The organism is Mucilaginibacter sp. A5337 (genome assembly GCF_059690695.1).
Window position 1 is genome coordinate 510,171 of the sequence record NZ_JCAWEC010000003.1, and the last position, 24,303, is coordinate 534,473.

A 24,303-nucleotide genomic window follows, 5' to 3' on the forward strand; every position below is an offset into this window, starting at 1 on the left:
TAATGCTTAGGCAATATGTTTTATTTGTGCAATGTTTGAGTGGTGTAAATATTGATCCTTTTTGTGTAAATGTGTGAAGTTTATTATAGTATCTCTCCACGCTTAATTACTAAACTGCCTCAAATGATGGTCAACATGCTTATAGGCTAATTGGCCCATCTGCTCCCTGGTCATTTTTCCGAAAAAAGTATGCTCAAAGTCGGTTTTTGAAGTCTTGCCATATTCCTCAACCAGTTCAATCCATCGTTTTTTCTGAGCTTCTACATCGCCTCCTGCTTCAGTTACTTTACATTGCGGAACAGTAGGGCTATTTTTTGCTACGGGGCTATCATCCTTCAGCATTCCTTTCAAGGCCACCTTACCAAACAGGCGGCCGATGAACGAGCGTTTATAGACTATTATGCCTAAATACATTTCTTCGGAAAGCGTACAATGTTTCAGCATTTGATAAACGTTCATTTTACCCCATTGCGGCTGGCTGTTTTCGGTAATTGAATTGATTCGGGTTATAAGGCTATCGCGGGTTTCTTTATCAAATATTGTTTTCATTTGTTTTAAAGGTTGATATGATAAAGCTACTACGAAATTGCAAAGCAATACGGGCGTTTTTGAGCCATAAACGGGGAGGATTTATGCCAATATTTTATAAAACAAAACGAGGTCGTATCATAAATCAAATTAACCATTCATGGTGTTGTGCTATCTATGAATTGAAATTTAGCCGATAATATTATACAAAAAGGGGGTTAACACTTTTTTGGCCTAAAAAACACTTAACTGTCTTATTGCTAATAGTTTAAGTAAAAATTAGCACTAAATTGTGTTAACCCTGTTAACCCCCATTTTGTTAATAAAGTTAATTAAATGGAAACTATATATCGCTTAAGTATTTAAAAATAAAAATGAGGCTGATTTATTATACAGCCTCATTTTCTCTAAAAACAAAATCTGATTTACCAGATCTTAGTCCGGTCTTCCGGTTTTTTATACATTTTGTCGCCGGGTTTTACGTCAAACGCTTTGTACCAGGCATTGATATTGGTTATCGGCGCATTGGTGCGGAACTGCTCGGGCGAGTGCGGATCTGTCAGGATCCTTTGCGCCGCCGACTCGGGAGTTTGCGAAGCACGCCATATCTGCGCCCATGATAAAAAGAAACGCTGATCGGGCGTAAAGCCATCCGTAGTATTGGCCGACTGGCCCTGTTTGGTTTTGCTGAAAGCTTCATAAGCGATGTTCAAACCGCCAAGGTCGGCCAGGTTTTCGCCAAGGGTAAGTTTGCCGTTTACATGCAGGGAATCAAGAACAGTAAAAGCATCATATTGTTTAACCACCTGGTCGGCACGTGACTTGAATTTATCGGCATCTTCTTTTGTCCACCAGTCGCGCAGGGTGCCGTCGGCATCGTACTGGCGGCCTGAGTCGTCAAAACCGTGGGTCATTTCATGACCAATTACGGCGCCAATGCCACCGTAATTAACCGCATCATCGGCATTGAAATCAAAGAACGGGAATTGCAGGATGCCGGCCGGGAACACAATCTCATTATTGGTTGGGTTGTAATATGCGTTAACGGTAGGCGGCGTCATTCCCCAGCGGGTTTTATCAACCGGTTTGCCTAAACGTGTTACATTAAAATTGTACCGCCACTTATTTAGCGCACGCAGGTTGCCAAAGTAATCGTCGCGGTCAATCACCAGGCCATCGTATTTTTCCCAATGGTCGGGATAGCCAATCTTTACCGTAAAGGCATTAAGCTTTTTAAGCGCGCGTTCTTTGGTTGCCGGGCTCATCCAGTCAAGGCGTTTAATCCTGTCGCCGAGGGTTTCTTTAAGGTTATTTACCAAATCAACCATGTATTGTTTAGCGGCAGGTGTAAAGTATTTTTCAACAAAAAGCTGGCCCAGTAATTCGCCGATGTTGCCGTCAACAAGGGCACTCATGCGCTCAGTGCGCGGTGTCTGTACTTTTTGACCGCTCAGCACACTGCTGTAGGCAAAGTTTGCGTTAACAAAGTCAGAACTTAATCCAGGAGCTCCTCCTTTTAACATACTCCACTGCAGGTATACCCGCAATTTAGCAACCGGAGTATTTGAGAACAATGAGTCGGTAGCCCTGAAAAATGATGGCTGACCAACCAGGATGCTGTCCTGTCCGCCGGCATTAAGGGCTGGTAATATTTTTGACCACTTTAAGTGAGGGGTCTGCTTTTCAAAATCGCCCACCAGGAACTTGTTATAGGTAACATGCGGATCGCGCATGGCTACACGGCTAAGCTGTGCTTTGGCCCATGTATATTCCAGGTCGTAAACTATCGCGGCGTTTTTGGCTGCCTCATCGGGGCTGCTTCCGGTAAGGGTGAACAAGGTTATAGCGAACTTTTTCAAAGCCTCCTGGGCCTTTTTTGAACGCGGATCATTTTTGAGGTAATAATCCCTGTCGGGCAGGCTAATACCACCCTGGCCAAGGCTTACGATGTATTTGTTTACATTCTTTTCGTCCTGATCAACTCCAAACCTGAAAATAGGGGAGTTTAGTCCATTAACACGTTCGTAAACCAGTTCGTTAATAAAATCATCAAGGGTTTTTAACCGGCCAATACGCTGCAGATCGGCTTTGAGGGGATCGTAACCACGTTTTTCGATGGTCAGGCTATCCATACCGCTGGCATACAGATCGCCCACGCGTTGTTTCAGGCTGCCTTTAGGTTGTGAAGCTGATGTCTGGCTTACTTCGTTCAGCAAACCGATGAGTTTGTTTGTGTTTTCCTGGCGGAGGATATTAAAGCTGCCCCAGCGGGTTTCTTTGGCAGGGACACCGTTTTGTTTTAACCAGCCGCCATTAGCATATTCAAAAAAATTGTCGCCAGGCTTTACGCTCAGGTCCATGTTGGCGGGATCAATAAACTTTTTAGGTGGAACAGCAGTTTTATGCTTTGGTTTCAGTGGTTTGGGGCCTTCTGCAGCGAAAACATTTACCGACATACCAAGACCTGCAGCCAGCAATAAATAGTTAAACTTTAATTTCATGTCAATACTTAAAAATTAAAGTTAATAAATAACGGGTATTAAGCAAAAAAGGCCGGGGGCAGGCCGTTAGTGATTGAACCAGTTGATAATGGCGTCGAGTTTTGTTTTTTTCAAAATATCAAGCCAGAAACGATGCAAGGGTATTGTTTTCATGACAATTTGAATGTTACATATATAATAACTGGTTAATTGTAAAAATATTGTGGGAGTAGGTTTGGTTGGTGGGGTACTGGGGAGTGTTCATAGTTGATAGATCATAGTTCATGGATCACATAGGTTATAGTTGATTGGTGTGTAGATTATAGATTACAGTTGTGGAGATAATGATTTTACAAAAGTACAATTTGCGTTAGGGATGGTAGTAGAAAGCCCACAGCGCGTGGAGGGATTGCGGGCAGGAAAGGCGAGGACTTGCAACGTACAGCCCGGGCCGCAGGCAACGCCATTATCTGAACTCGAATTAAACGAATTAAGGAATTTTTCGAATTTACTTAGCATTCTGTTAATTCTTTAATTCAACAAATTCAGGTTCGGACAAAAAGAAAAATCCTTCCTACCCGAAAAATCCACCCAAATCCCGGTTCAGAATATGGGCATTGCCTGCGGCCCGGGCTGTACGCTCATACTGCACAAGGCATTAGCCACAGGCCGGTATCCGCTACCATCCCTAATGCGGCCCGCGCTCTTGTCCGCAGCTATGAACCATGATCTATGAACTATCAACCATGAACTAAGCACAAAAAAATCCCTCAACCTTTGGCTATGAACCGCTAAGTATCGTATTTTTGCGCGTTATGAGTATTGCTAAAACATATATCCCCAAGGAAACCGAAGAAAAATGGTACAGTTACTGGTTACAGCACGGCTTTTTTAAGTCGGTGCCTGATGAGCGCGAGCCTTATACAATAGTCATTCCGCCACCAAACGTTACCGGGGTTTTGCACATGGGCCACATGCTTAACAATACTATTCAGGACGTGCTGATCCGCCGCGCCCGTATGAAAGGCAAAAATGCCTGCTGGGTTCCCGGTACCGACCACGCCAGTATTGCCACTGAAGCCAAAGTTGTTGCCATGCTTAAAGAGCGCGGCATCAGCAAAAAAGACCTTACCCGCGAAGAGTTTTTAACTTACGCCTGGGAGTGGAAGGAAAAATACGGCGGCATTATCCTGGAACAGCTTAAAAAACTTGGCGCTTCATGCGATTGGGACCGTACCAAATTTACTATGGACGAGAACCTGTCAGAAGCGGTTATTGATACCTTTATCCACCTGTATAAAAAAGGATTGATCTACCGCGGCATCCGTATGATCAACTGGGACCCGCAGGGTAAAACTGCAGTAAGCGACGAAGAAGTTATCCGTAAGGAAGTTAATCAGAAGCTTTATTATATCCGTTATGCTGTTAAGTCCGAAAGTCCGGAAGTCGGGAAGTCGGAAAGTCAGAAAGATTTCTCCGATGCTGGCTCTTTACTTTCGGACTCACGGACTTCCGGACTTTCGGACTTCTTAACCATCGCCACTACCCGACCGGAAACCATTATGGCCGATGCAGCTATCTGTATCAACCCTAATGATGAGCGTTACCTGCACCTGCATGGTAAAAAGGTTTACATCCCGCTTATTGATCGCGAGATCCCGGTGATACTGGATAACTACGTAACCATGGATTTTGGTACCGGCTGTTTGAAGGTTACCCCTGCGCACGATTTGAATGACTACGAACTGGGCCAGCGTCATAACCTGCCGGTTATTGATATCCTGAATGACGACGGCACGCTGAACGAAAAAGCGCAGATATTGGTTGGCGAAGACCGTTTTGCTGCCCGTAAAAAGATAGCAGTGCTGTTGGAAGAAGCCGGCGTACTGGAAAAAGTTGAAGAATATAAATCGCAGGTTGGTTTCAGTGAACGTACCAATGCGGTTATTGAGCCAAAACTATCTATGCAATGGTTTTGCAAGATGGGCGAAATGGCCAAACCTGCTTTGGATTATGTACTGAATGGCGAGATCAAACTGATACCCGAAAAGTTTGTGAACACTTACCGCCACTGGATGGAGAATGTAAGGGACTGGAACATCAGCCGCCAGCTATGGTGGGGACAGCAGATTCCGGCATGGTACCTGCCAAACGGCGAATTTGTGATTGCAAAGAACAGGGAAGAGGCTTTTGAAGAAGCGAAAAATCTCAAATCTCAAATCTCAGATCTCAAATCTGAAGATCTTACCCAGGACGAAGACGTTGTTGATACCTGGTTTTCGTCCTGGCTGTGGCCAATTTCGGTATTTGATGGTTTTAAAGACCCTAACAATGCCGATATCAATTATTACTACCCAACCAATGACCTGGTTACGGCGCCTGAAATTTTATTTTTCTGGGTGGCGAGGATGATTATGGCCGGGCATGAGTTTAGGGGCGAAGTGCCGTTCCGGAACGTATACCTTACCGGTATTGTGAGGGATAAGCAAGGTCGTAAGATGTCGAAATCATTGGGCAATTCGCCCGATCCGTTAGATCTGATCGAGACTTACGGTGCCGACGGCGTACGTGTGGGTATGCTGCTATGCTCGCCTGCCGGTAACGACTTAATGTTTGATGAAAGCTATTGCAAACAGGGTAGCGGCTTTGCCAATAAGATCTGGAATGCCTTTAAGCTGGTAAAAGGTTGGGAGGTTGATGAAAGCCTTGCTAATCCTAATGTCGTAGCCATTGAATGGTTTGGCAGCAGGTTTAACCAGGCTTTGACCGAAATTGAAGCCAACTTTGCCCAATACCGCTTATCAGAGGCTTTAATGGACACTTATAAGCTGGTATGGGACGATTTTTGCGCATGGTATCTTGAAATGATCAAGCCGGCTTATCAGCACCCTGTTGATAAGGCTACTTATACGGCTACTATTCAATTTTTTGAAAATATTTTAAAGGTATTGCACCCTTTTATGCCTTTCCTTACAGAAGAATTATGGCATGATGAGCTGTTTGGCGAACGTACTGAATCAGACTGCTGTATTGTAGCGCAATTACCCGCTATTGGGGAAATAAATTCACGCTTACTGGTTGAGGTTGAGATAGTAAAAGATGTTGTTACTTCTATCAGGAATACCCGCAAAACAAAACAAATTTCGGACAAGGAGCCGCTTGAATTATTTGCCAAATCAAATTCGGGCATTAATTACGGCCAATACGAGGCCATTATTGCGAGGCTTGCCAACATCAGTAAGTTTGAAACCGTAGCCGATAAAGTTGAAGGAGCTATTAATTTCTTAGCTTCAACTGATGAATTTTATATTCCTTTCAGCGAAGAAATTGACCCGGTTGCCGAGTGCGCCCGATTGAAAAAAGAACAGGAATATCTGTTAGGTTTCCTGAAATCGGTTAATGCAAAGTTGGGTAACGAAAGGTTTATGGCCAATGCAAAACCCGAAATTATTGAGGTTGAACAAAAGAAAAAGGCCGATGCCGAAGCCAAGTTAGCCATCATTGACGAAAACCTGGCGGCTTTGGCTTGCTAATTGCAGAACTTACCGGCTTTGCGTAACAAGCTACCCTACAGTATTTTGATTGCTGTAAGGTAGCTTGTCAAATTGCAGGGCCAATGTTAAGTTCTGAATATGAGTAAAAAAGTAAGTTTTTTTAACTTATCGATCTATAAGATTTTGTCGAAGGAGCAATCGTTCCTTGACCAGGCCCGGATTCGTTTATTGTATTATGGGTTCTTCCTTATTTTTGTGGCCCTCGGTGCGCTTTACCTGAGCGTTTATTTCCAAAACCAAAAGATGCTTGCTTATACCACCCTGTTTTTGATGGGGTCGGTAGTGGTATTGTTTAAATATTTAACCTGGCGGCCAGACTGGCGCGGCACAGCGCATGCCTTGCTCATTGTGGGTACCCTTGTTAACTTAAGCCTGGTTTATGCCTCTATGCAAACAGTAAACATCATTACCGTGCAGGTAATTATTATTGTTATTGCATTTAGCTATTATATGCTTGGTCAGCGATGGGGGCTTATGTATTCGCTGTTAAACACCATACCGGTGTTGGTATTTATGATTATTGAATATAACAGCGGGTACGTTATCGGTATCAAACCTAATAAAATTGACCAGTCTACTATTATCATTAGCGTGTTTGCCAATTTTATATTGCTCATTTTTATTCATAGCCATTTTTATACTGCTTTCTTAAAAAACATCAAACATCTTAAGGATAGCAGCAAGGAGCAGGCCCGGCTTTACAATCAGATGGAAACGGCTATTGAAAAGGCAGAAAAGTCGGCCCAGATTAAATCGGAGTTTTTGTCAACCATGTCGCATGAGATCCGTACGCCGTTAAATGCAGTTATAGGGATGAGTAATTTGCTGATGATGAGCAGTCCGCGGCCCGATCAGCGGGAGAACCTCGAAGTGCTTAAATTCTCGGCAAACAACCTGCTGGCCATTGTTAATGATGTGCTTGATTTCAGTAAAATCGAATCGGGAAAGGTGGTATTTGAAAACATCCGCTTTAACCTTGTTGAACTGATGAATAATATTTGCGGTGGCCAAATACTGAAAGCCGAAGAAAAAGGCTTGTTGTTTAAGCTCGACGTTGATAGCTCATTGAAAAATAAAGTACTTTTTGGCGATCCCACCCGCATAACCCAAATCATTTTTAACCTAATTAGTAATGCCATAAAGTTTACTCCGCAGGGAAACATATGGGTGAGGGTTACTTGCGTGGAAGACAGGCATAATACCGTCACTGTAAATTTCTCGGTAAGGGATACCGGTATCGGTATCGAAAAAGAAAACCTCGAAGATATATTTGAGCCATTTACGCAGGAGTCATTAGCTACTACCCGCGAGTACGGTGGCACAGGGCTCGGCCTGGCTATAGTTAAGCGTTTACTTGAGCTGCAGGATTTGCAGATAACCGTTAACAGTACCATGGGGCACGGATCTGAATTTTCATTTCATATGGAATTCCCGGTATCGACAGAGGTATTGCCCGAAGCAGCCGTTACCCCTGAAGCAAAGCAATCCGAAGTAAATCCACTTTCCTGCTTACGGGTACTTATTGCTGAAGATAACATGGTGAACGTAATGCTGATGAAGAAACTGCTGAGCAAGTGGAGTATAAACCCAACCATTGCCGAAAACGGTGAGCGGGTAGTTGAGTTTATGCAATACGGCAATTTTGATATTATATTAATGGACCTCCAGATGCCGGTTATGAACGGCTTTGATGCATCTAAAGAGATCCGTAAAATGGCCGATCCTAAAAAATCTGGTGTGCCTATTATCGCACTTACTGCTTCCGCTCTTTTTGATATCAAAGAGCAGGTTTATGAGGCCGGTATGAATGATTACGTATCCAAGCCATTTAAACCTGATGACTTGTTGGAAAAGCTAAATAATTATGCTTTGAAAAAGGTGATGTGAGCCTCACCCAAACCCTCCCCGGAAGGGAGGGCTTTAAAAACTACGCTATTGTTGGTGTTGTCACCATAGGTGTTCGGAAGATAAAAAAAAGCGTGGGATTGTGCGATTCCCTCACTTGGGAGGGTGTAGGGAGGGGTTTCAACGGCAGGCTTATCTGCTTTAACGACGCATAAACCCCTCCCTGCCAATACGCATCCCGCCGCACCCCTCCCAAGGGAGGGAATTATAAAATCTCCGGGAGTTTAGAATGTTTTCTATTTATTCAACTTATCCCCCTCTTTAATCACCGCCTGGTTTACTTCCCTAACTCTTTCAATCTCCATTTTTTCAACGGCCCTATCGTAGGTTAAAACGCCGTTTACTTCGTGTTCAACGTCGGTGGTTTGGGTGTATATGGCAACGCTCAAGCCTTTATATTTCATCAGTTGCTCTACCTCGTCGAGCAAAAAGATATAACGGTCGGTAAGCCTGGCTTTGGTTGGTTCGTAATCATAAGCATTATTGTGTACCGGCCACATATGGCCGCGTACAAACAGGCCTACGCCGCCAAACTCGCCCAGGGAGGCGGCCCGGCGGCCATCCGGAACAGAGGCACCATATGGACCAACATAAATGTGCGTATCCACATAATCGCCATTGCCAGGGTCGCCATAAGGTTTTTGGTAGCTGGGGTTATTGTTAAAGCCCGAATTACCATTAACCAATCGCGACGGGTCATATTGTTTAACCCAGTTGGTGATGTTTTTTACATCAAAGGCACCCCAGTTTTCATTAAAAGGCACCCAGGTAATGATGGATGGCGAGTTATAATGATCGTCAATGATGGCTTTTAACTCCTGGCGGTAAACTTTTCGGTTTTTGGTAGTGTCTTCGTTTGGATACCATATGGCGGGCATATCCTGCCAAACCAGTAAGCCCATTTTATCGGCCCAGTAATAAAAACGTTGGGGCTCGGTTTTCATGTGTTTGCGGATCAGATTATAACCCGCTTTTTTGGTGTATTCTATATCAAATTTAAGTGCTTCTTCGGTAGGGGCCGTTAAAACACCGTCGGGCCAGTAACCCTGGTCAAGCAGGCCCAGCTGCATGATGAATTTGCCGTTTATAAGCGGACGGATTACGCCGTTAATTTTCCCCAGCTTAATATCACGCATGCCGAAATAGCTTTTAACCTCGTCGGCCTCCGTGCCATCAGCATTGTATAAGGTAAGTTTGAGATCATACAGAAACGGAAAATTCGGTGTCCATAAAACCGGGTTATCCATTGGCAGATAAAAATATGATCCTCCGGTTGCGTCAACCTGCGAAATCACTTTGCCATTGTTCAATGCAACAGCCTTAACCTTGCCAGCGCTTTCAGTATTAACTAATACTTTTAAACGTTTACCTTCCACATCTGGCAATAACCGGATATTTTTGATATAGGATTTGTTGACCGGTTCCAGCCAAACTGTTTGCCATATGCCCGACGAAAAGGTATAGTCGCCACGGGGACCGTTTTTACCCGATGGAGTTTTACCATCATTGGGGTCATGAGCGGCAACAACAATGGTGTTGCTGCCCGCTGTGAGATAGGAGGTAATATTAAAGCTGAAAGAATCGTAGCCACCCGAATGCGAACCGGCTTTCTTCCCGTTAACAAAAACGGTGGCATCATGATCAACCGCACCAAAGTGAACAATAACCTGTTTGTTTTGCCACTTTGCCGGAATTTCAAAACTGCGGCGGTACCACATATTGATCTCCTGTTTGCGCTGTACGCCCGAAAGTACCGATTCGGGACAATAAGGTACCAGGATCTTATCTGCCTTGCCCTCAAATGATGCAGGCGCTTCGGGGTTTAGCGCGTTGGGCGCATTTTTGCCGCCCTGGTAATCCCATTTACCGTTTAAGCACAGCCAGTCATTACGTTGCAGTTGAGGACGGGGGTATTCAGATAGCGGTATTTCGGCCTGCATGGCGGTATTTGTCCATTGAGTAGAGAGTTTGGCTTCCTGGGCAAAGGCGGTGCAGGTGTATAATACTGCGGCCAAAAGCAGCGCTTTTGATTTGAGATAGGCATTCATAAGGTAATGTTATAATTGATGAGGTTACGAGTGCCCAAAATAGGGAATTGATAACTGTTATCATAACATTTTATAATCTGAATCAGAATTTACAGAATTTAAGAATTAACAGAATGCCGGGCATATGTGGTCGCCTCAGAAACTTTGTATCTGGCAAAAAGGGGAATTCGTGCCAGTCGTCTATCGACTAACAACCAGATCCTAAGAACCTCCCCAAATTCCTGTTCAGATAATTATTCTGCTAATCCTAAAATTCTGTAAATTCTGATTCAGACATCCTTAACGTACGCAGGCAACTCTTCAATAAACTGGTAAGTACATTTTTCGTGGTCAATAGCACAGTAATAATGCTGTAGCCCGTTGCTTACCGCCAGCAGGGATACTTTATGAACCATATTATACCTGGCTATCTGATCAAATGTTTTTTGATCGATAGTTACTGAAGGAGCTTTACATTCTACCATTAAAATGCGTTGCCCATCAGGATTAAACACAACAATGTCGGTGCGTTTTTGCAGGGTATTAAGTTTAAGGCCGCCTTCCAGTTTAATCAATGAACGGGGATAATTTTTTTGTTTGATAAGGTATTGCACAAAATGCTGGCGTACCCACTCTTCGGGCGTAATGATGATGGTTTTCTTACGGATCTCGTCAAAAAGGGTCAGGGTGCCGTTATCATCGCTTATTTTGAAAGGGTAGGGTGGCAGATTAAGCGGTTGGAGCATTTTTTATTTAGTAGAAAACAATAAGCTGATGTTGTAAACAAAGAACATTGGCCCGCTCAATTGCCGCGGGAGGGCTGTTACTTTTGTCTTGATACAAAAGTAACCAAAAAATCAAGTCAGCAGATAGGTTTCTTTGCCGCACAATGCCCGTGCTGCAAAACAGGTATAACCACGGCTGCTGAATTTTGCCCGCCCGCACAATCCTTTGCAGCAAAATTCGCTAATGCCCTTTCCTTCACACATGGCCATCATTGTTCTCCCTGTTTTCGCCCGAAACTTTTCTGCTGACGAAAATTTAAGATGTATCGACATCCTATCGCCCTAAATAAAAATACATTCCACTTTTGATTTTCCACTTAGTACTTTTGACATCGAAATATGACTGCTGCCGAGATATTAAAGGACCTTAAGAACCGTAAGTTTAAACCGCTGTACCTGCTGCATGGTGAGGAGCCTTATTTTATCGACCTGGTAAGTAACTACGTTGAGCATCACGTGCTGCCCGAGTATGAACGCGGCTTTAACCAGACCGTAGTTTACGGCAAGGATACTGACATCATGACTGTGCTCAATGCTGCCAAACGCTACCCCATGATGGCTGATTACCAGGTGGTACTGGTAAAGGAGGCACAGGACATGAAATGGGGCAAGGACGATGACAATAAAAAAAGCATCGACCCGGTATTGAGCTATCTTGAAAACCCGCTGCCAAGTACCATTCTTGTTTTTTGTTATAAATACGGCAAGTTTGACAAACGCAAGAAAACATACAAAGCCATTGAAAAGAACGGGCTTATTTTTGAATCGGCTACTTTGTATGATAATAAAGTGCCGGCCTGGGTGGAAGGCTATGTAAGCGATAAAGGTTATAAAATGAACCAGCAGGGATCGGCCATGATTGCCGAATACCTTGGGAATGACCTTGCCAAAATTGCCAACGAGCTTGAAAAATTGATGCTGAACGTTAGCGCCGGTCAGGAGATCACCCTAAAGCATATTCAGGATAACATTGGTATCAGCAAGGAATATAATGTATTTGAGCTGCAAACCGCGCTCACCAAAAAAGATGCTTACAAGGTAAACCAGATCATCAATTACTTTGAGGCCAACCCTAAGTCAAATCCTATTGTTTTGGTGCTGGGGAACCTGAACAACTTTTTCAGCAAAGTGCTGGTGTATCATTACGTGAAAGACAAAACCCCGCAAAACCTGGCTAAAGAGATGGGCGTTAATCCATACTTTATTAAAGATTATGAGCAGGCTGCACGTAACTATCCGCTTGGTAAAATTTTCCAGGTGATCAGCTATCTGCGCGAGTATGATTTGAAAAGCAAAGGCGTTGAATCAAACGCGCCGCATGGCGAGTTGATGAAGGAGCTGATGTTTAAGATATTGCATTAATATACCAGTTTCTTAATCTACTGTTATGAGCCTATCAGTACAATCAAAAGCCAATCTGGCGTCCAATTTTATCCGTGCTTCGGCGGTGTTATACCTGGTTGATTACTATTTGGTTGGCGGAGGTGCTACCACTTATTATGCCGCTATTGTTATGTGCATAGCCTTAAGCATTTTGATGATGCTGGCCTTGTTTGTACGTAAGGGCTATAAGTGGGCCAAATGGGTGTTGCTGCTTTTGCTAATCTTAACGATAACGCCTGATGTTGTAAACCTCCAGTCAACTTTTAAGGCAAATGTTTATGCGGGCTGCATAGCCGTAATCATTGATCTGTTACAAATAAGTGCGCTTGTTTTACTCTTTACGCCTGATAAAGAAGAGCCGGTTGCTGAAGATGTTGAATAATTAATGATTATTTAACAGGAGCTGCACGGCTTATGGCGGTAACTATAATGCCGCTTATTAAGGTTAAAAGCAGTATAAGATATAATGATCTTTTCATGTCATTTATTTGTCTGTCCTCTTTAAGTACCAATGTTTGGAAAGGGGCAGAAAAGAGTGTTAGTGCGGCCATCAGGAAAAGAAACAAGATTGACAGGCGCGAATAGTTAAAGATCCGGCTAACATCTTGCAACGCAAAACCCACAAGAAATGGGATATTCCAGCCTGCTATAAACGCAATTATTGCCGCTGTTTTAAATGGCAATCTGCCCTGTTCCTGCATTTTTTTAACCTGGTAATATTGTACCGGATCATTGACAGTTTTATTAAAGAACCCGGTTGCTTTTATGTTTTCAATGATGTCATTATAAGGCATGTTGGCCGTGAATATAACTTTTTTGGGGTATGATGATACGTTATGTATTATCCTGATACCACTGCCGTTAATTGAGGATGTATATTCGATTTGAACGATATTATCGGCATTAAAAAATAGTTGCCCTAACAAGCCAACATTTATCTTAAGTACGGAAGCATCAGCTTTCAAAGTTGCAAAAGGTTTAGACGCATTGGTATTGCCAACGTAGGCACCTCCGTTAAGAGAAAATTCGTTCATATGGTTGTGACAGGTTTTTGGCCCGACAGTAAAGATATCACAAAATTGGACACTCAAATAGTCTCCAAAATCATTTCTAATTAATTAAATAATGTAACATTTTTGTTAAGTGTAGCGTTGGTTAGTGTTTGGCCGTATACATGCATTTATTCATTAAAACTTCATTTTTGGCCGGTATTGGCTGCTTTTTCTCCTGACTTTCTGCCGTTCCGGGTGGTGTGTAATTGATTATTTACAATGTAACAAAATTCATCAGCCAATTAATTTCCTAAGTTCACTTATCCTAAGCACTATGTTAAGCTGATCAATAAGGCATACTAACTTAAAAAAATTAAGGCATGATACTTTTATTTTGCGGATTATCAGGTGCGGGAAAAACTACTTTGGCAAAAAGTGTAGCCGCCGAATTAACAAGCCTGGGGATTAAAATTGAAATTATTGATGGCGACGAATACCGAGCAGCACTTTGCCGGGATCTGGGTTTTAGCAAAGAAGACCGGAACGAAAACATCCGCCGACTGGGCTTTGTAGCCAGTCGCTTCAGTGCACAGGGCATAGTTACCATTGTTAGCGCTATAAATCCATACGACGATATCAGGCAGGAACTTGCCGAAAAATATGATCATGTAAGCATTGTTCACGTGGATTGCCCGGTGAACAAGCTGATAAGTCGTGATACCAAAGGTCTGTATAAAAAAGCATTACTGCCCGACGGGCATCCTGATAAGCTAACGAATCTTACAGGTATCAATGACAGGTTTGATGTTCCTGTTAAGCCCGACCTTTACATTGACACCTGTAACTATACCATACAACAAAGTACCTCATCACTGCTCTATTATATTATAAATAATCTGCATCCTGTTAAGCAGACTAATAAGATACCAAGCTATTCCTAAAACAAAAAGGACGCTCATAACAGATTTATGCAAAAAAGAGTACTGATCATTACCGGAATGCACCGTTCCGGAACCTCACTTATTACCCAATGGTTAAGCAAATGCGGCCTGCAAACCGGCGAAAAATTGGTGCCCGGCGGGCACGGCAATATTGAGGGGCATTTTGAAGATATCGAATTTTTAAAAATGCACGAAGAGATCCTGGCCGATCATAACCTGCCCAAAACCGGGCTTACGGTTGATCATGTATCTCAGTTTACCATTTACGAAAAGGAAAAGCTAAAAAGTGTTATCAAGGTAAAACAACAGTTATATGATCAATGGGGCTGGAAAGATCCGCGTACCTGCCTGTTTCTGGATGTTTATAAAGAACTGCTGCCCGACGCCTGCTACCTTGTTATCCTGCGCGATTATCAGTCGGTAGTGAGCTCACTTTTGCGGCGCGAGTTTAAGTGGCTGGAAAAAAAATACCTGACCCGTAAATATTTTTCAAGACTGATATGGAAGGCATTCAGGAGGGGGCGCCGGATGATGAAATTCTATAATGACCATGCTACCGAATATTTGAAAGTTTGGATCGCTTACAACCAGGATATCCTGAAATGTATTGAAACACTACCCCGCGACGCTTTTGTGGTGGTAAACTATTCGATGCTGAAGAATGAGGATGAACAGGTTTTTGAATACATGAAAAACAAGTGGAACCTGGCTTTAAAGTATTCAAGATTTAAGGATATTTTTAAAGAAAACCTTATAGGCCCCGATGTTGCTTTTGAGCAATATGTAGAGGATAAATCGCTCATTACCCAGGCTGTAATATTACAAGAAAAACTTAAGGCGTATATGACGACTGATTAGCGGCAAAAACTTTTTGCATTTTGTTATACATTCCTGCGAAAAAAGTAAACAGATATTTGTGTAATAAAGTGTAAAAGCAGTTCAATTTGTTATACAATCGTTATTGTTGTTTGATAATCAGCTAATTATTTATCCAAATTCGTTTTACGAAATATTTTAAATGCCAGTTATAATACGGCTTTAAATATTGCAAAACGAAGGAGGAGGATATGAAAGCCAGGCTTTTTTACTACTTGCCCTACAGAGTAGTTACAGGGCTTTTGATTATCATGTGTTTGCATTCGCCGGGTTTTTCGCAAGTCGGGAAACCGGGGTCACTGGCTTATTTAAAAGCCCGCAATGGCATTGGCGGGTTTAATCTGGGCGGGTTCTTAACAGGCGAACAGGAACAAGCTTTAACTTACCTCGATGGCGAGGGCAGCAAGCCCGATGCCGATAGTTGCATTACTTATGAATACCGCCCAGAGAAGCTGCCCGAGCTGGAAGGAGGGTTAACAGCAAGCCATATCTGCATTCGTACCTGGCAAAATAAAATAGTGAACATCTATGTTTTCTTTAACCGCGACCAGGGGTATAAAATGCTCAGCAAGTTTTTGCACTGGTATGGTACGTTCACCGCAAAACCCAATGATTACCAGGACGTTTATCTGTGGGAATCGCGCACGGTAAAACTAATGCTCAGCTTTCATCCCGACGATGAACAGGGGATAGCTGTGTATACCTCTGTGGCCTTAACAAACGCTATAAATGAGCAAAATGCTAAAAGGTTGACACAGTTGTTAACCAGTAATGATTGATGGGGCTTTATTATTCACCTCTACATTACCACTCCAACCCGTAATCTCCGTGTAACAATACCCTGTATACCCCACGGTTCATTTCAGTTTCTCCCGCCTTTTTTACATTTTTACGCTACAAAAAATTTATACTGTACAGATGCAACATTGGTTAGTAAAAAGTGAGCCCTTTAAATATAGCTGGGAAAAATTTAATAAGGATGGCCGCACCTTTTGGGATGGCGTGCGTAATTACCAGGCACGTAACAACCTCAGGGAAATGAAAGAGGGCGACCTGGTTTTATTTTACCACAGCAACGAGGGCAAAGAGATAGTAGGCGTAGCCAAAGTTGTAAAAGAAGCTTACCAGGACCCTACAACCGATGATACCAATTGGGTAGTGGTTGACCTGGCCCCGGTTGAAGCCCTGAAAACACCGGTGACGCTTGAGCAAATTAAAGCCGACCCTAAATTACAGGATATTGGCCTGGTAAGGCAGGGACGTTTATCGGTAATGGGGGTAAAGCGCGAGGAGTTTGATTACATCTTAGCGCTGGGCAGTAAATGAGATTGAAAAACGTCTTCGACAGTTGTTTTGTTAAGCCGGGCCTTACAGCCACTTTATTTATACTGCCTGGATTTGTAAAAGCCCAGGATGCCTTTAAAGAATTTCCTGATCTGTTTACTACGCCTTATAGCTATGTGGCAAAACATGTAAAACAAGCGCCCGTAATTGATGGCAATGTGGAAGATGCTGTATGGCAGCAGGTAAAGTGGACCCAGGATTTTCAGGATATTGAAGGCCGTCTTAAACCACAGCCGCCGCTGCAAACCAATGTTAAAATGCTTTGGGATGACAGTTGCCTGTATGTGGCAGCCAGGATTAAAGACCCGCATGTTTGGGCTATGCTTAAACATCATGATGATGTTGTTTACCGCGATAATGATTTTGAACTGTTTATCGACCCCAATAACAGCACGCATAATTATTTTGAAATTGAGGTAAACGCCCTTAATACCATTTTCGATCTGTTTTTAACCAAACCTTACCGCAACAACGGTACTGCGGTAACAGGGTGGGATGCTCATGGATTACGTTCGGCAGTAAAAGTTCAGGGTACGCTGAATAATCCTTCAGATACCGATAAAGGCTGGACGGTTGAAATGGCTATCCCCTTCAAAGCCATAGCCGGTGGTTTTAACCGGGCTGTGATAAAGGATGGTACGGTTTGGCGCATTAATTTTTCGCGTGTAGAGTATGATACTAAAGTGCAAAACGACAAGTATGTGAAGTTGAAAGACAATAATGGTCGCGATTTGCCCGAACATAATTGGGTGTGGAGTAATCAGGGGCTTATTAATATGCATTATCCCGAGCGCTGGGGATACCTGCTTTTTAGCAATAATGAGGCTAATGATCTAAAGTTTGAAATGCCTTATGCCGAAGAGCAAAAGAAATACCTTTGGCTGATTTATTACAAGCAAAAGCAGTGGTTTAAAGATCATCATGAGTACCTGACATCCTTAAAAGACTTAGGGATTGAAAATAAAGTTACTATAAGCGGTAATGATAATGAGTTGAAGCAGGAAGCTACCACTCACCAGTTTATGGCATACATTACCGATAGTAAAACCAAAGTAACCTATACAATTAACCAGGATGGCCTGGTGCAGCAACAGATAATCCCTAAACTCCATGAATAAGCGCGAATTTTTGAAGGCCGGTTTGCTGGCCGGTGTGGCCGCCCAGTTGCCCTTAGTAAGCAATGCCGCTGCCCGAGCTGCTAAAAGCAGCAAGAAAAAGACCATGAAAAACTGGGTATGGATCAACCCCAACCAGAAAGATACTGATGAAGAGCTGGCCACCCGCTACGCATCTTACAAGGCATCGGGCATAACAGGTATATTTTTCGAGAATGACAGCGAACGCCATTTTCGCGCTGCGAAGGCTAAAGGATTGGAAGCGCACCGCTGGATATGGACCTTTAACCGTGCCGAACTGGTAAATGAAAAACCCGAATGGTACAGCAAAAACCGCAAAGGCGAATCATGTGCCGATCATCCGCCTTATGTGCAGTATTATCGCTGGTTGTGCCCATCGCGCCCAGAAGTGCAGGAGTATTTAACCAAAACTGTTGATGATATTTTAGCCAAGGATTATATCGATGGCATCCACCTGGATTATGTGCGTTATTGCGATGTGATCCTCCCAGTAAACCTTTGGGATCATTACAAGATCGATCAAACCAAAGAGCTGCCCGAATATGATTTTTGCTACTGCGATGTTTGCAAAGCCAAATTTAAGGAAGAATATAACCAGGACCTTGATCAGATCCAATACCCGGAAGCAAGCCTTTCATGGCGATTGTTTAGGTATAACAATATTACCCGCGTAGTCAACGGTATTTCTACTGTAGCCCATCAGCATAAAAAGCAAATAACAGCAGCCGTGTTCCCAACACCAGAAGTAGCCCGACGTAATGTAAGGCAAGACTGGACAAACTGGAACATGGATGGCATCTGCCCCATGATATACCATGGCTTTTACAAAGAAGGTGTGAGCTGGATAGGCAACGCAGTAGCCGAAGGTGTTCATTTCCTGGCCGGAAGGTTCCCGCTTTATGCGGGCCTGTATTTGTCCGATTTTAAGAGTGACGATGAAATTCGCACCGGCATCCAGGTGGCACTTAAAAACGGTGCAATGGGCGTGTCCTTCTTCGGTAACGTAAGGCCGGAGGTTTTGGCGATATTGAAGGATGAGGTAGCGGCTTTTAAGGCTTCATAATATACCGCATGTCATTGCGAGCGTAGCGCGGCAATCGAATACTATACAGAGCGCATCCGCTTACGTGCGATTGCCACGCTACGCTCGCAATGACATGTTTTTGATTAATATACTTGGCAATAAGCCTTTCGCCTTTAACCTTTTCCCTTTCGCCTTCCCGACCTATCCCCGCATTTTGTCCAATAAATCGCTTAGCGTCGCGGCTTCGTCTTCAGTGAGGTTGTTACTCAGTATTTCTTTGGTTTTAAATTCGGCATCCATTTTTGAAAGAGTTGCGAGTCCTTCATCGCTGATGCGGATATCTACAGCACGCCTGTCTTTATTGTTGGTGCAACGTGATACCAGTCCTTTTTGAACCAGGCGGTCAACAATGCGCGAAGCGTCAGACATCTTGTCGATCATCCGTTCCTTCAGCAAATTTATTGTAGCCGGTTTGGGGTATTGCCCGCGCAGGATCCGCAGTATATTGAACTGCTGCTGGGTGATATTATGTTTTTCAAAATGACAACGAAAATAGTTAGCCAGCCAACCTTGCGTGTAGGCCACGTTAATGGCCACTTTGTGGTAGTTGTCTTCAAAATTGGTACTTTGTATTTCGTCTTCTATCCGCATAATAGTAGTAATGAATGGGATACAAATATGTTTAATTATTTTTAATTTAACATTGATTTATTTATCGCTCTCCGTCGTAGCAGAGTCATTTCCAGCCAATTTAGGCTTACCATAACCCCAGGGACAGTGCAGACATTTGTTTTTACAGCAATAGCCCCGCTTTAAATGATAGGCTTCGGTAAAAACAAAATTACCATCGTCATTAATGTAATAATCAACACCTTCCTGCAACATTAGTTGAGAATTTTTACAAATATATCATCTTTAAAGTAAGCTTTCAGATGATCGCCCTTACCGTGAAGTGTCCACACCTGTTTAGGTTGGGTATTGGCTATGGTTTGCAGGATATCGTTCCAGTCCACATGGTCGGAGATAAAGAGGGTATCCTGGTTGTTTACCTGCAAATTTTTCCATCCCGAGGCAAAAAGGCGTTTAACGCCCGTGGCACGGATATAACTATCGAAAGTAAACGGCGGCACTATGTACACAAATTCATCCTGCACCTTCATCAGCTTGCGGCCATAAATCTGATACTTGCCGGGAGGGAAGCCCATCTTTTCATAAATGGCGTTGATGGGCATTATTTTGTGATGCACAAGGATCTTTTTTTGAGGCGCATGTTCAGTGATGAGGTTAATCAACCGCTGACTTTTGCCAAGGGCATAAGCACCAAGCAAAATATTGCTTTTAATATCATTGATCTTGCGGATTTCGCCAACGGGATCAGGATGGATAATGTCGGGGTTGGCGAAGGTGCTTTCGGTGATCAGCACATCGGTAGTAACCCACTCAATAGGCTCGCATGTGGCATCGGGTTGCAGTTTGTAGTCGCCGGTGTATAAATACCTCGCGCCATCGTACTCCATCAGTATCTGGGCCGAGCCAAGCATGTGCCCTGCCGGGATCAGTGTTACCTTAACCCTGCCAACTTCAAAAGGTTGGTTAAAAGCCGCGATATTAAAAACTTTGGCGGCTGTGCGGTCATACCTCAGCTGCATGATGCTTGCAGTGGCTCGTGTACAATAAACATTGTTGTTACCGCTTATGGCATGGTCGGCGTGGGCATGAGATATTACCGCCGTTTTTACCGGCAATTGAGGGTCGATATAAAAGTCGCCGTATTTGCAGTACAGCCCTTTTTCGTCAAAAGAAACAAAATCTTCAAGTATCATTAATTGCGTGAAAGCGATAAGTATAGTTCGTGCAGGGCCAATACCTGGGGTATAACCAGCTGTTTACCATCGTTAATAATTACATCATTAGCCAGCTTCAGCTTTTCATCCTGTGATAGCTGGCGGGCTTCCCGGCTTTCAACATCTGCACGACTGATGCCGTCGCGTTCCATAACGCGGGCAATGCGGGTTTCGAGCGGTGCAGTGATCATAATTGCCCTGTCGCACATTTTGTACGAACCGCTTTCAAATAAAATAGCTGCCTCGCGGATCACGTAAGGTGCGTCCTTATGCAGTTGGTCAAAGCTGTCAAAAGCCCTGAACACCGCAGGGTGCACCAGCGCATTAAGCTTTTCAAGCTCAGCTTTATTGTTAAAAACTATCCCTGATATGTATTTGCGGTTAAGGCTGCCGTCATTAAAATAAGCTTGCGTGCCAAAAGTTTGTTTAATACCTTCTATGAGCATCTGGTCGGTAACCATAACTTTTTTAGCCTCGTCATCGGCATAAAAAACAGGGATGCCAAGCAATTCAAATACCTGGGCTACAGTTGTTTTGCCGCTGCCTATATTACCGGTTAAACCTATTTTAAGCATTATTTTTTTATGTAGAAATCAATATTGGCAGGGGCAATCCTTACCACTTTACAAAAGGGCGGCATGTGAATAAGCTTTACGGGTAGTGCCGTATAATCTTTGTCGCGCCATAGGTTAAGATCTGCAACGGCCTCAAACAGGTCTTCGTCAATATCGGCGTACCGGCTTAGTGATGTAGTAAAGGTTACCTTTATTTTTTGCGGAAATACCTTTACGTTGTAGAAGTTGTTGTTATTGATCAGCTTCACAGGTATCTCCAGCGTTTTTTCGGTAAATTCATCAACTGGGATAATGGCTTGCACTGATCGGGGATAAACATTCAGGTTACCTTCATTACTGGGCTTCAAATTAACCCGTGTATTGATGGTTTCGTTAACGTTGCTGAATTTAAGCGAATCTGTTTTCCATGAGGTGATTCCTTTCAGGCGCTCAATGGGGCCGCTCACAGTTACATAAGCGGGGCGCACTATAATGTTACCAGATACAGCAAACTGTTTCTGATAACTAACGCCCATCGTAAGCTGAACCGGAACCTTTTTGATAAGCCGGTTACTGAAATCAAAATAAAGCGTATCCGGATCAATGGACGAAACGCGGTTGGCCGGATCTTTTCCCATATTCATCAGCTTAAGCTGCGTGCTGTCGATAACCACATAGTTACGGGTTTCGAGCGAACGGAGGTCGACAACCAAGGGTTTATTATCGCTGTTAAACCGGGAGAACAGCATCTGCCATCCGTTGCCCAGTATGGTAGCATCAACAGTATCGGGCTGAAGTGAATGGAAAGCCCGCCTCTGCGGTGCATTTTTAAAGGTTAAAACCTTTTTTACCTTGTAAGGAAGCGGATCGGACAGGGTAGTAAAAATCCAGGCAATAATAGCCAGCGACAAACAGGTAAAAAATACCGAGAGCCGCCTGCGTTCTGTTGCCGATAATTTTACTATTGCCATATTTGTTTTTAGGTTAAAGGCGAAAGGTTAAAGGTTAAAGGTCAAGCACTTTCGTGTATTCCTTTTTCCTTTAACCTTTCGTTCTTGTTTATTTTATCTGAGTAAAAGTTTTTTGGTATTAGAGCAATGGGCTTCTACCTTTCGCCTTTTACCTTTAACCTTTCGCCTTAAAAGAATTAAGCTTTCTTCTCAACAACCGGTGTGTTCAACGCTTTTGAAGCGTCAAGCGATATGGCCGATTTGTCAAAACGGATCTTGCCGTTCTCAACTTCAACCAAAAAGGTGGTATCGTTTAAATCAACGATACGGCCGTGGATACCGGCAGTGGTTATAACCCTGTCACCTTTTTTCAACTCTTCAACGTATTTTTTTTGATCTTTTTGCTTTTTAACCTGCGGGCGGATCATAAAGAAATAAAATACCACGATAATCAGTACCATTGGTACCAATGAACCGTAGTTGCCTAAGCCGCCGCTTGAAGCCTGTAATAAAATAGTAGCTATCATTTGTTTAAATTAATTGTTATTTTTTTAAAACCTCGCCAATTAAATGCACCATAGTTTCGGCAGGCTGAGTGTTTGCTGTAACGGTTATTTGTTTATCCTGTAAACCGCTTTTGCCGGCACTGTTAAAGGTAACGCTGATTACACCGCTTTCGCCCGGTTTAACGGGTGATTTTGGCCAGGTAGGGGTTGTGCAACCGCAGGTAGCACGGGCATTGGTAATAATCAATGGCGATTTACCGGTGTTGGTAAACTTAAAATCATATGATACCTTATCACCTTCTTTGATCTTGCCGAAATCGTGGCTTTCCTTTTCAAATTTGGCTACCGGTGCATTGGCTGCACTTGCAGCGCTATCGGCGGTAGTTGTTGATGAATTACCGGCTGTACTGCTGTTGCAGGCCGATAATAACATGCCCGCTGCTACTAAGCTTAAAAATAGTTTTTTCATTTTTAAATAAGTATTATTCTATTAAGCCGCGGCCTATCTTTTTGATCTTGTTTTCAGCCTTAAGCTCTATTAAAATCTTGTCCAAGATACCGTTTATAAATGAATTACTCTTAGGCGTACTAAACTCTTTTGATATTTCAAGATACTCGTTTATAGTAACCTTAACCGGGATAGAATTAAAGTTAATAAACTCGGTTATAGCCATTTTCATTAGCAGGGTATCCATCATGGCAATACGCTCCGGCTCCCAGTTTTGGGTTTTGGCAGCAATAAGTTCATGATAGGCACCATCGTACCTGATGCTTTGCTGAAACAGGTTTACTACAAACTCACGGTCTTCAACCCAGTTACCGGTAATTTCGGCAAGCTGGTTAAGTTTGTAATCATCGTGCGAAAAGTTTTTGAACGTTTTTGCAATAAGCGCCTGCAGCACATCTTTATCAACAGGCCAAAAAATAAATCGGTCTTCAAAAACCTGCTCGGCTAATGATGATTTAAGGATAACCTTTTTGAAAATGAATTTGATAATATCCTTGTCTGTTTGCAGGGTATCGCCTGTTTTGGCAAGATACTCGGCGTACTCGGGCGAGTTTTTAAGGATAATGAAAAGTGATTTTGCAAGTTCGGGCTCAAAGGTCCAGTCAACTTTGTACTTTTTCCAGGCTGTAATGTATTCCTTATTATCATTCAGGCTCAGGATAAACCTGTTGGTGAGGATCTTAAGGTTTGCATTTAAGTCTTCGGCGGTGGGGAGGTGTTTGTTGGCGCGTTCCTGTGCGTCATTAGCAGCAAAACTTACTACTTCATTAATTAGCGATAGCATCCAGATGTACATTTCGTAAACCTGGTCTATGCTGCTCAGCATATTTTTTTCAAATAGCTTAACGTCTTTCGTATCTGATTGATGATACGCATACAGTGCCTGTAATACCTTTACCCGGAGGTGCCTTCTGTTTAACATTTTGTAAGAACGATTTGGTTTGCCTATGCAAACGGTTTATATAA

23 protein-coding genes are annotated in these 24,303 nt (G+C 43.1%); 10 read left to right on the top strand and 13 right to left on the bottom strand.

Going from position 1 to position 24,303, the window contains the following annotated elements; genetic code table 11:
- Window positions 1-102 precede the first annotated feature (102 nt).
- Together AC59JO_RS12100 and AC59JO_RS12105 are read right to left on the bottom strand one after the other, a co-directional pair.
- Window positions 103-549: a DUF1569 domain-containing protein gene (locus AC59JO_RS12100; RefSeq protein WP_497305554.1), complete on the bottom strand. Its 447-nt coding sequence runs from the start codon at window positions 547-549 to the stop codon at window positions 103-105.
- Window positions 550-953: 404 nt separating this feature from the next.
- The gene (locus tag AC59JO_RS12105; RefSeq protein ID WP_497305556.1) at window positions 954-3,029 is read right to left on the bottom strand and encodes a M13 family metallopeptidase; all 2,076 of its coding nucleotides are present in this window, start codon (window positions 3,027-3,029) and stop codon (window positions 954-956) included.
- Window positions 3,030-3,823: 794 nt separating this feature from the next.
- Here AC59JO_RS12105 and AC59JO_RS12110 point away from each other — a divergent pair.
- Together AC59JO_RS12110 and AC59JO_RS12115 are read left to right on the top strand one after the other, a co-directional pair.
- A complete protein-coding gene (locus AC59JO_RS12110) occupies window positions 3,824-6,541 on the top strand; it encodes a valine--tRNA ligase (protein WP_497305558.1) in 2,718 nt (905 codons plus the stop codon).
- Window positions 6,542-6,640: 99 nt separating this feature from the next.
- Window positions 6,641-8,449 (top strand): ATP-binding protein, encoded by a 1,809-nt coding sequence (locus AC59JO_RS12115; protein ID WP_497305560.1) that lies wholly within the window; start codon window positions 6,641-6,643, stop codon window positions 8,447-8,449.
- Between the two features lie 254 nt (window positions 8,450-8,703).
- Here the strand turns inward: AC59JO_RS12115 and AC59JO_RS12120 are convergent, their stop codons facing one another.
- Together AC59JO_RS12120 and AC59JO_RS12125 are read right to left on the bottom strand one after the other, a co-directional pair.
- Window positions 8,704-10,515 (bottom strand): glycoside hydrolase family 2 protein, encoded by a 1,812-nt coding sequence (locus AC59JO_RS12120; protein WP_497305562.1) that lies wholly within the window; start codon window positions 10,513-10,515, stop codon window positions 8,704-8,706.
- 269 nt (window positions 10,516-10,784) lie between these two features.
- Window positions 10,785-11,240, bottom strand: a complete 456-nt coding sequence (locus AC59JO_RS12125) for a type I restriction enzyme HsdR N-terminal domain-containing protein (protein WP_497305564.1) — start codon at window positions 11,238-11,240, stop codon at window positions 10,785-10,787.
- A gap of 378 nt (window positions 11,241-11,618) precedes the next feature.
- Between AC59JO_RS12125 and holA the strand changes: the two genes are divergently transcribed.
- Window positions 11,619-12,641, top strand: a complete 1,023-nt coding sequence (gene holA / locus AC59JO_RS12130) for a DNA polymerase III subunit delta (RefSeq protein WP_497305566.1) — start codon at window positions 11,619-11,621, stop codon at window positions 12,639-12,641.
- A gap of 25 nt (window positions 12,642-12,666) precedes the next feature.
- Window positions 12,667-13,044 carry a hypothetical protein gene (locus tag AC59JO_RS12135; RefSeq protein ID WP_413666451.1) on the top strand — a complete coding sequence of 126 codons (378 nt, stop codon included), beginning with the start codon at window positions 12,667-12,669 and terminating at the stop codon, window positions 13,042-13,044.
- A gap of 7 nt (window positions 13,045-13,051) precedes the next feature.
- Here AC59JO_RS12135 and AC59JO_RS12140 read toward each other — a convergent pair whose 3' ends face one another.
- On the bottom strand, window positions 13,052-13,696 hold the full coding sequence (locus AC59JO_RS12140; RefSeq protein WP_413666452.1) for a hypothetical protein: 645 nt from the start codon (window positions 13,694-13,696) through the stop codon (window positions 13,052-13,054).
- A gap of 338 nt (window positions 13,697-14,034) precedes the next feature.
- Between AC59JO_RS12140 and cysC the strand changes: the two genes are divergently transcribed.
- The 6 genes from cysC (at window position 14,035) to AC59JO_RS12170 (ending at window position 19,014) form a co-directional block, all read left to right on the top strand.
- A complete protein-coding gene (gene cysC, locus AC59JO_RS12145) occupies window positions 14,035-14,595 on the top strand; it encodes an adenylyl-sulfate kinase (RefSeq protein WP_413666453.1) in 561 nt (186 codons plus the stop codon).
- Window positions 14,596-14,622: 27 nt separating this feature from the next.
- Window positions 14,623-15,453 carry a sulfotransferase gene (locus tag AC59JO_RS12150; protein ID WP_497305569.1) on the top strand — a complete coding sequence of 277 codons (831 nt, stop codon included), beginning with the start codon at window positions 14,623-14,625 and terminating at the stop codon, window positions 15,451-15,453.
- A gap of 209 nt (window positions 15,454-15,662) precedes the next feature.
- A complete protein-coding gene (locus AC59JO_RS12155) occupies window positions 15,663-16,250 on the top strand; it encodes a hypothetical protein (RefSeq protein WP_413666455.1) in 588 nt (195 codons plus the stop codon).
- A gap of 139 nt (window positions 16,251-16,389) precedes the next feature.
- Window positions 16,390-16,797: an EVE domain-containing protein gene (locus AC59JO_RS12160; RefSeq protein ID WP_413666456.1), complete on the top strand. Its 408-nt coding sequence runs from the start codon at window positions 16,390-16,392 to the stop codon at window positions 16,795-16,797.
- Window positions 16,794-17,933 (top strand): carbohydrate-binding family 9-like protein, encoded by a 1,140-nt coding sequence (locus AC59JO_RS12165; RefSeq protein ID WP_497305571.1) that lies wholly within the window; start codon window positions 16,794-16,796, stop codon window positions 17,931-17,933. Before AC59JO_RS12160 ends, AC59JO_RS12165 begins: the two co-directional genes overlap by 4 nt.
- Window positions 17,926-19,014: a family 10 glycosylhydrolase gene (locus tag AC59JO_RS12170; protein WP_413666458.1), complete on the top strand. Its 1,089-nt coding sequence runs from the start codon at window positions 17,926-17,928 to the stop codon at window positions 19,012-19,014. The genes AC59JO_RS12165 and AC59JO_RS12170 overlap by 8 nt, the downstream gene beginning before the upstream one ends.
- Window positions 19,015-19,176: 162 nt before the next feature.
- Here the strand turns inward: AC59JO_RS12170 and AC59JO_RS12175 are convergent, their stop codons facing one another.
- The 8 genes from AC59JO_RS12175 to AC59JO_RS12210 form a co-directional block, all read right to left on the bottom strand.
- Window positions 19,177-19,626, bottom strand: a complete 450-nt coding sequence (locus tag AC59JO_RS12175) for a MarR family winged helix-turn-helix transcriptional regulator (RefSeq protein ID WP_090528061.1) — start codon at window positions 19,624-19,626, stop codon at window positions 19,177-19,179.
- 57 nt (window positions 19,627-19,683) lie between these two features.
- Complete coding sequence (locus tag AC59JO_RS12180; protein ID WP_413666459.1) at window positions 19,684-19,860, bottom strand: C1orf53 family protein; 177 nt, start codon at window positions 19,858-19,860, stop codon at window positions 19,684-19,686.
- Window positions 19,860-20,798: an MBL fold metallo-hydrolase gene (locus AC59JO_RS12185; protein WP_497305574.1), complete on the bottom strand. Its 939-nt coding sequence runs from the start codon at window positions 20,796-20,798 to the stop codon at window positions 19,860-19,862. The genes AC59JO_RS12180 and AC59JO_RS12185 overlap by 1 nt, the downstream gene beginning before the upstream one ends.
- Complete coding sequence (gene coaE / locus AC59JO_RS12190; protein WP_413666461.1) at window positions 20,798-21,394, bottom strand: dephospho-CoA kinase; 597 nt, start codon at window positions 21,392-21,394, stop codon at window positions 20,798-20,800. Before coaE ends, AC59JO_RS12185 begins: the two co-directional genes overlap by 1 nt.
- The gene (locus AC59JO_RS12195; protein ID WP_413666462.1) at window positions 21,394-22,344 is read right to left on the bottom strand and encodes a CdaR family protein; all 951 of its coding nucleotides are present in this window, start codon (window positions 22,342-22,344) and stop codon (window positions 21,394-21,396) included. The genes coaE and AC59JO_RS12195 overlap by 1 nt, the downstream gene beginning before the upstream one ends.
- A gap of 176 nt (window positions 22,345-22,520) precedes the next feature.
- Entirely contained in the window at window positions 22,521-22,850 is a 330-nt protein-coding gene (gene yajC / locus AC59JO_RS12200; protein ID WP_413666463.1) for a preprotein translocase subunit YajC, read from the bottom strand.
- A gap of 16 nt (window positions 22,851-22,866) precedes the next feature.
- The gene (locus AC59JO_RS12205) at window positions 22,867-23,298 is read right to left on the bottom strand and encodes a DUF1573 domain-containing protein (RefSeq protein WP_413666464.1); all 432 of its coding nucleotides are present in this window, start codon (window positions 23,296-23,298) and stop codon (window positions 22,867-22,869) included.
- 13 nt (window positions 23,299-23,311) lie between these two features.
- Complete coding sequence (locus AC59JO_RS12210) at window positions 23,312-24,259, bottom strand: transcription antitermination protein NusB (protein ID WP_413666465.1); 948 nt, start codon at window positions 24,257-24,259, stop codon at window positions 23,312-23,314.
- Window positions 24,260-24,303: the final 44 nt, after the last annotated feature.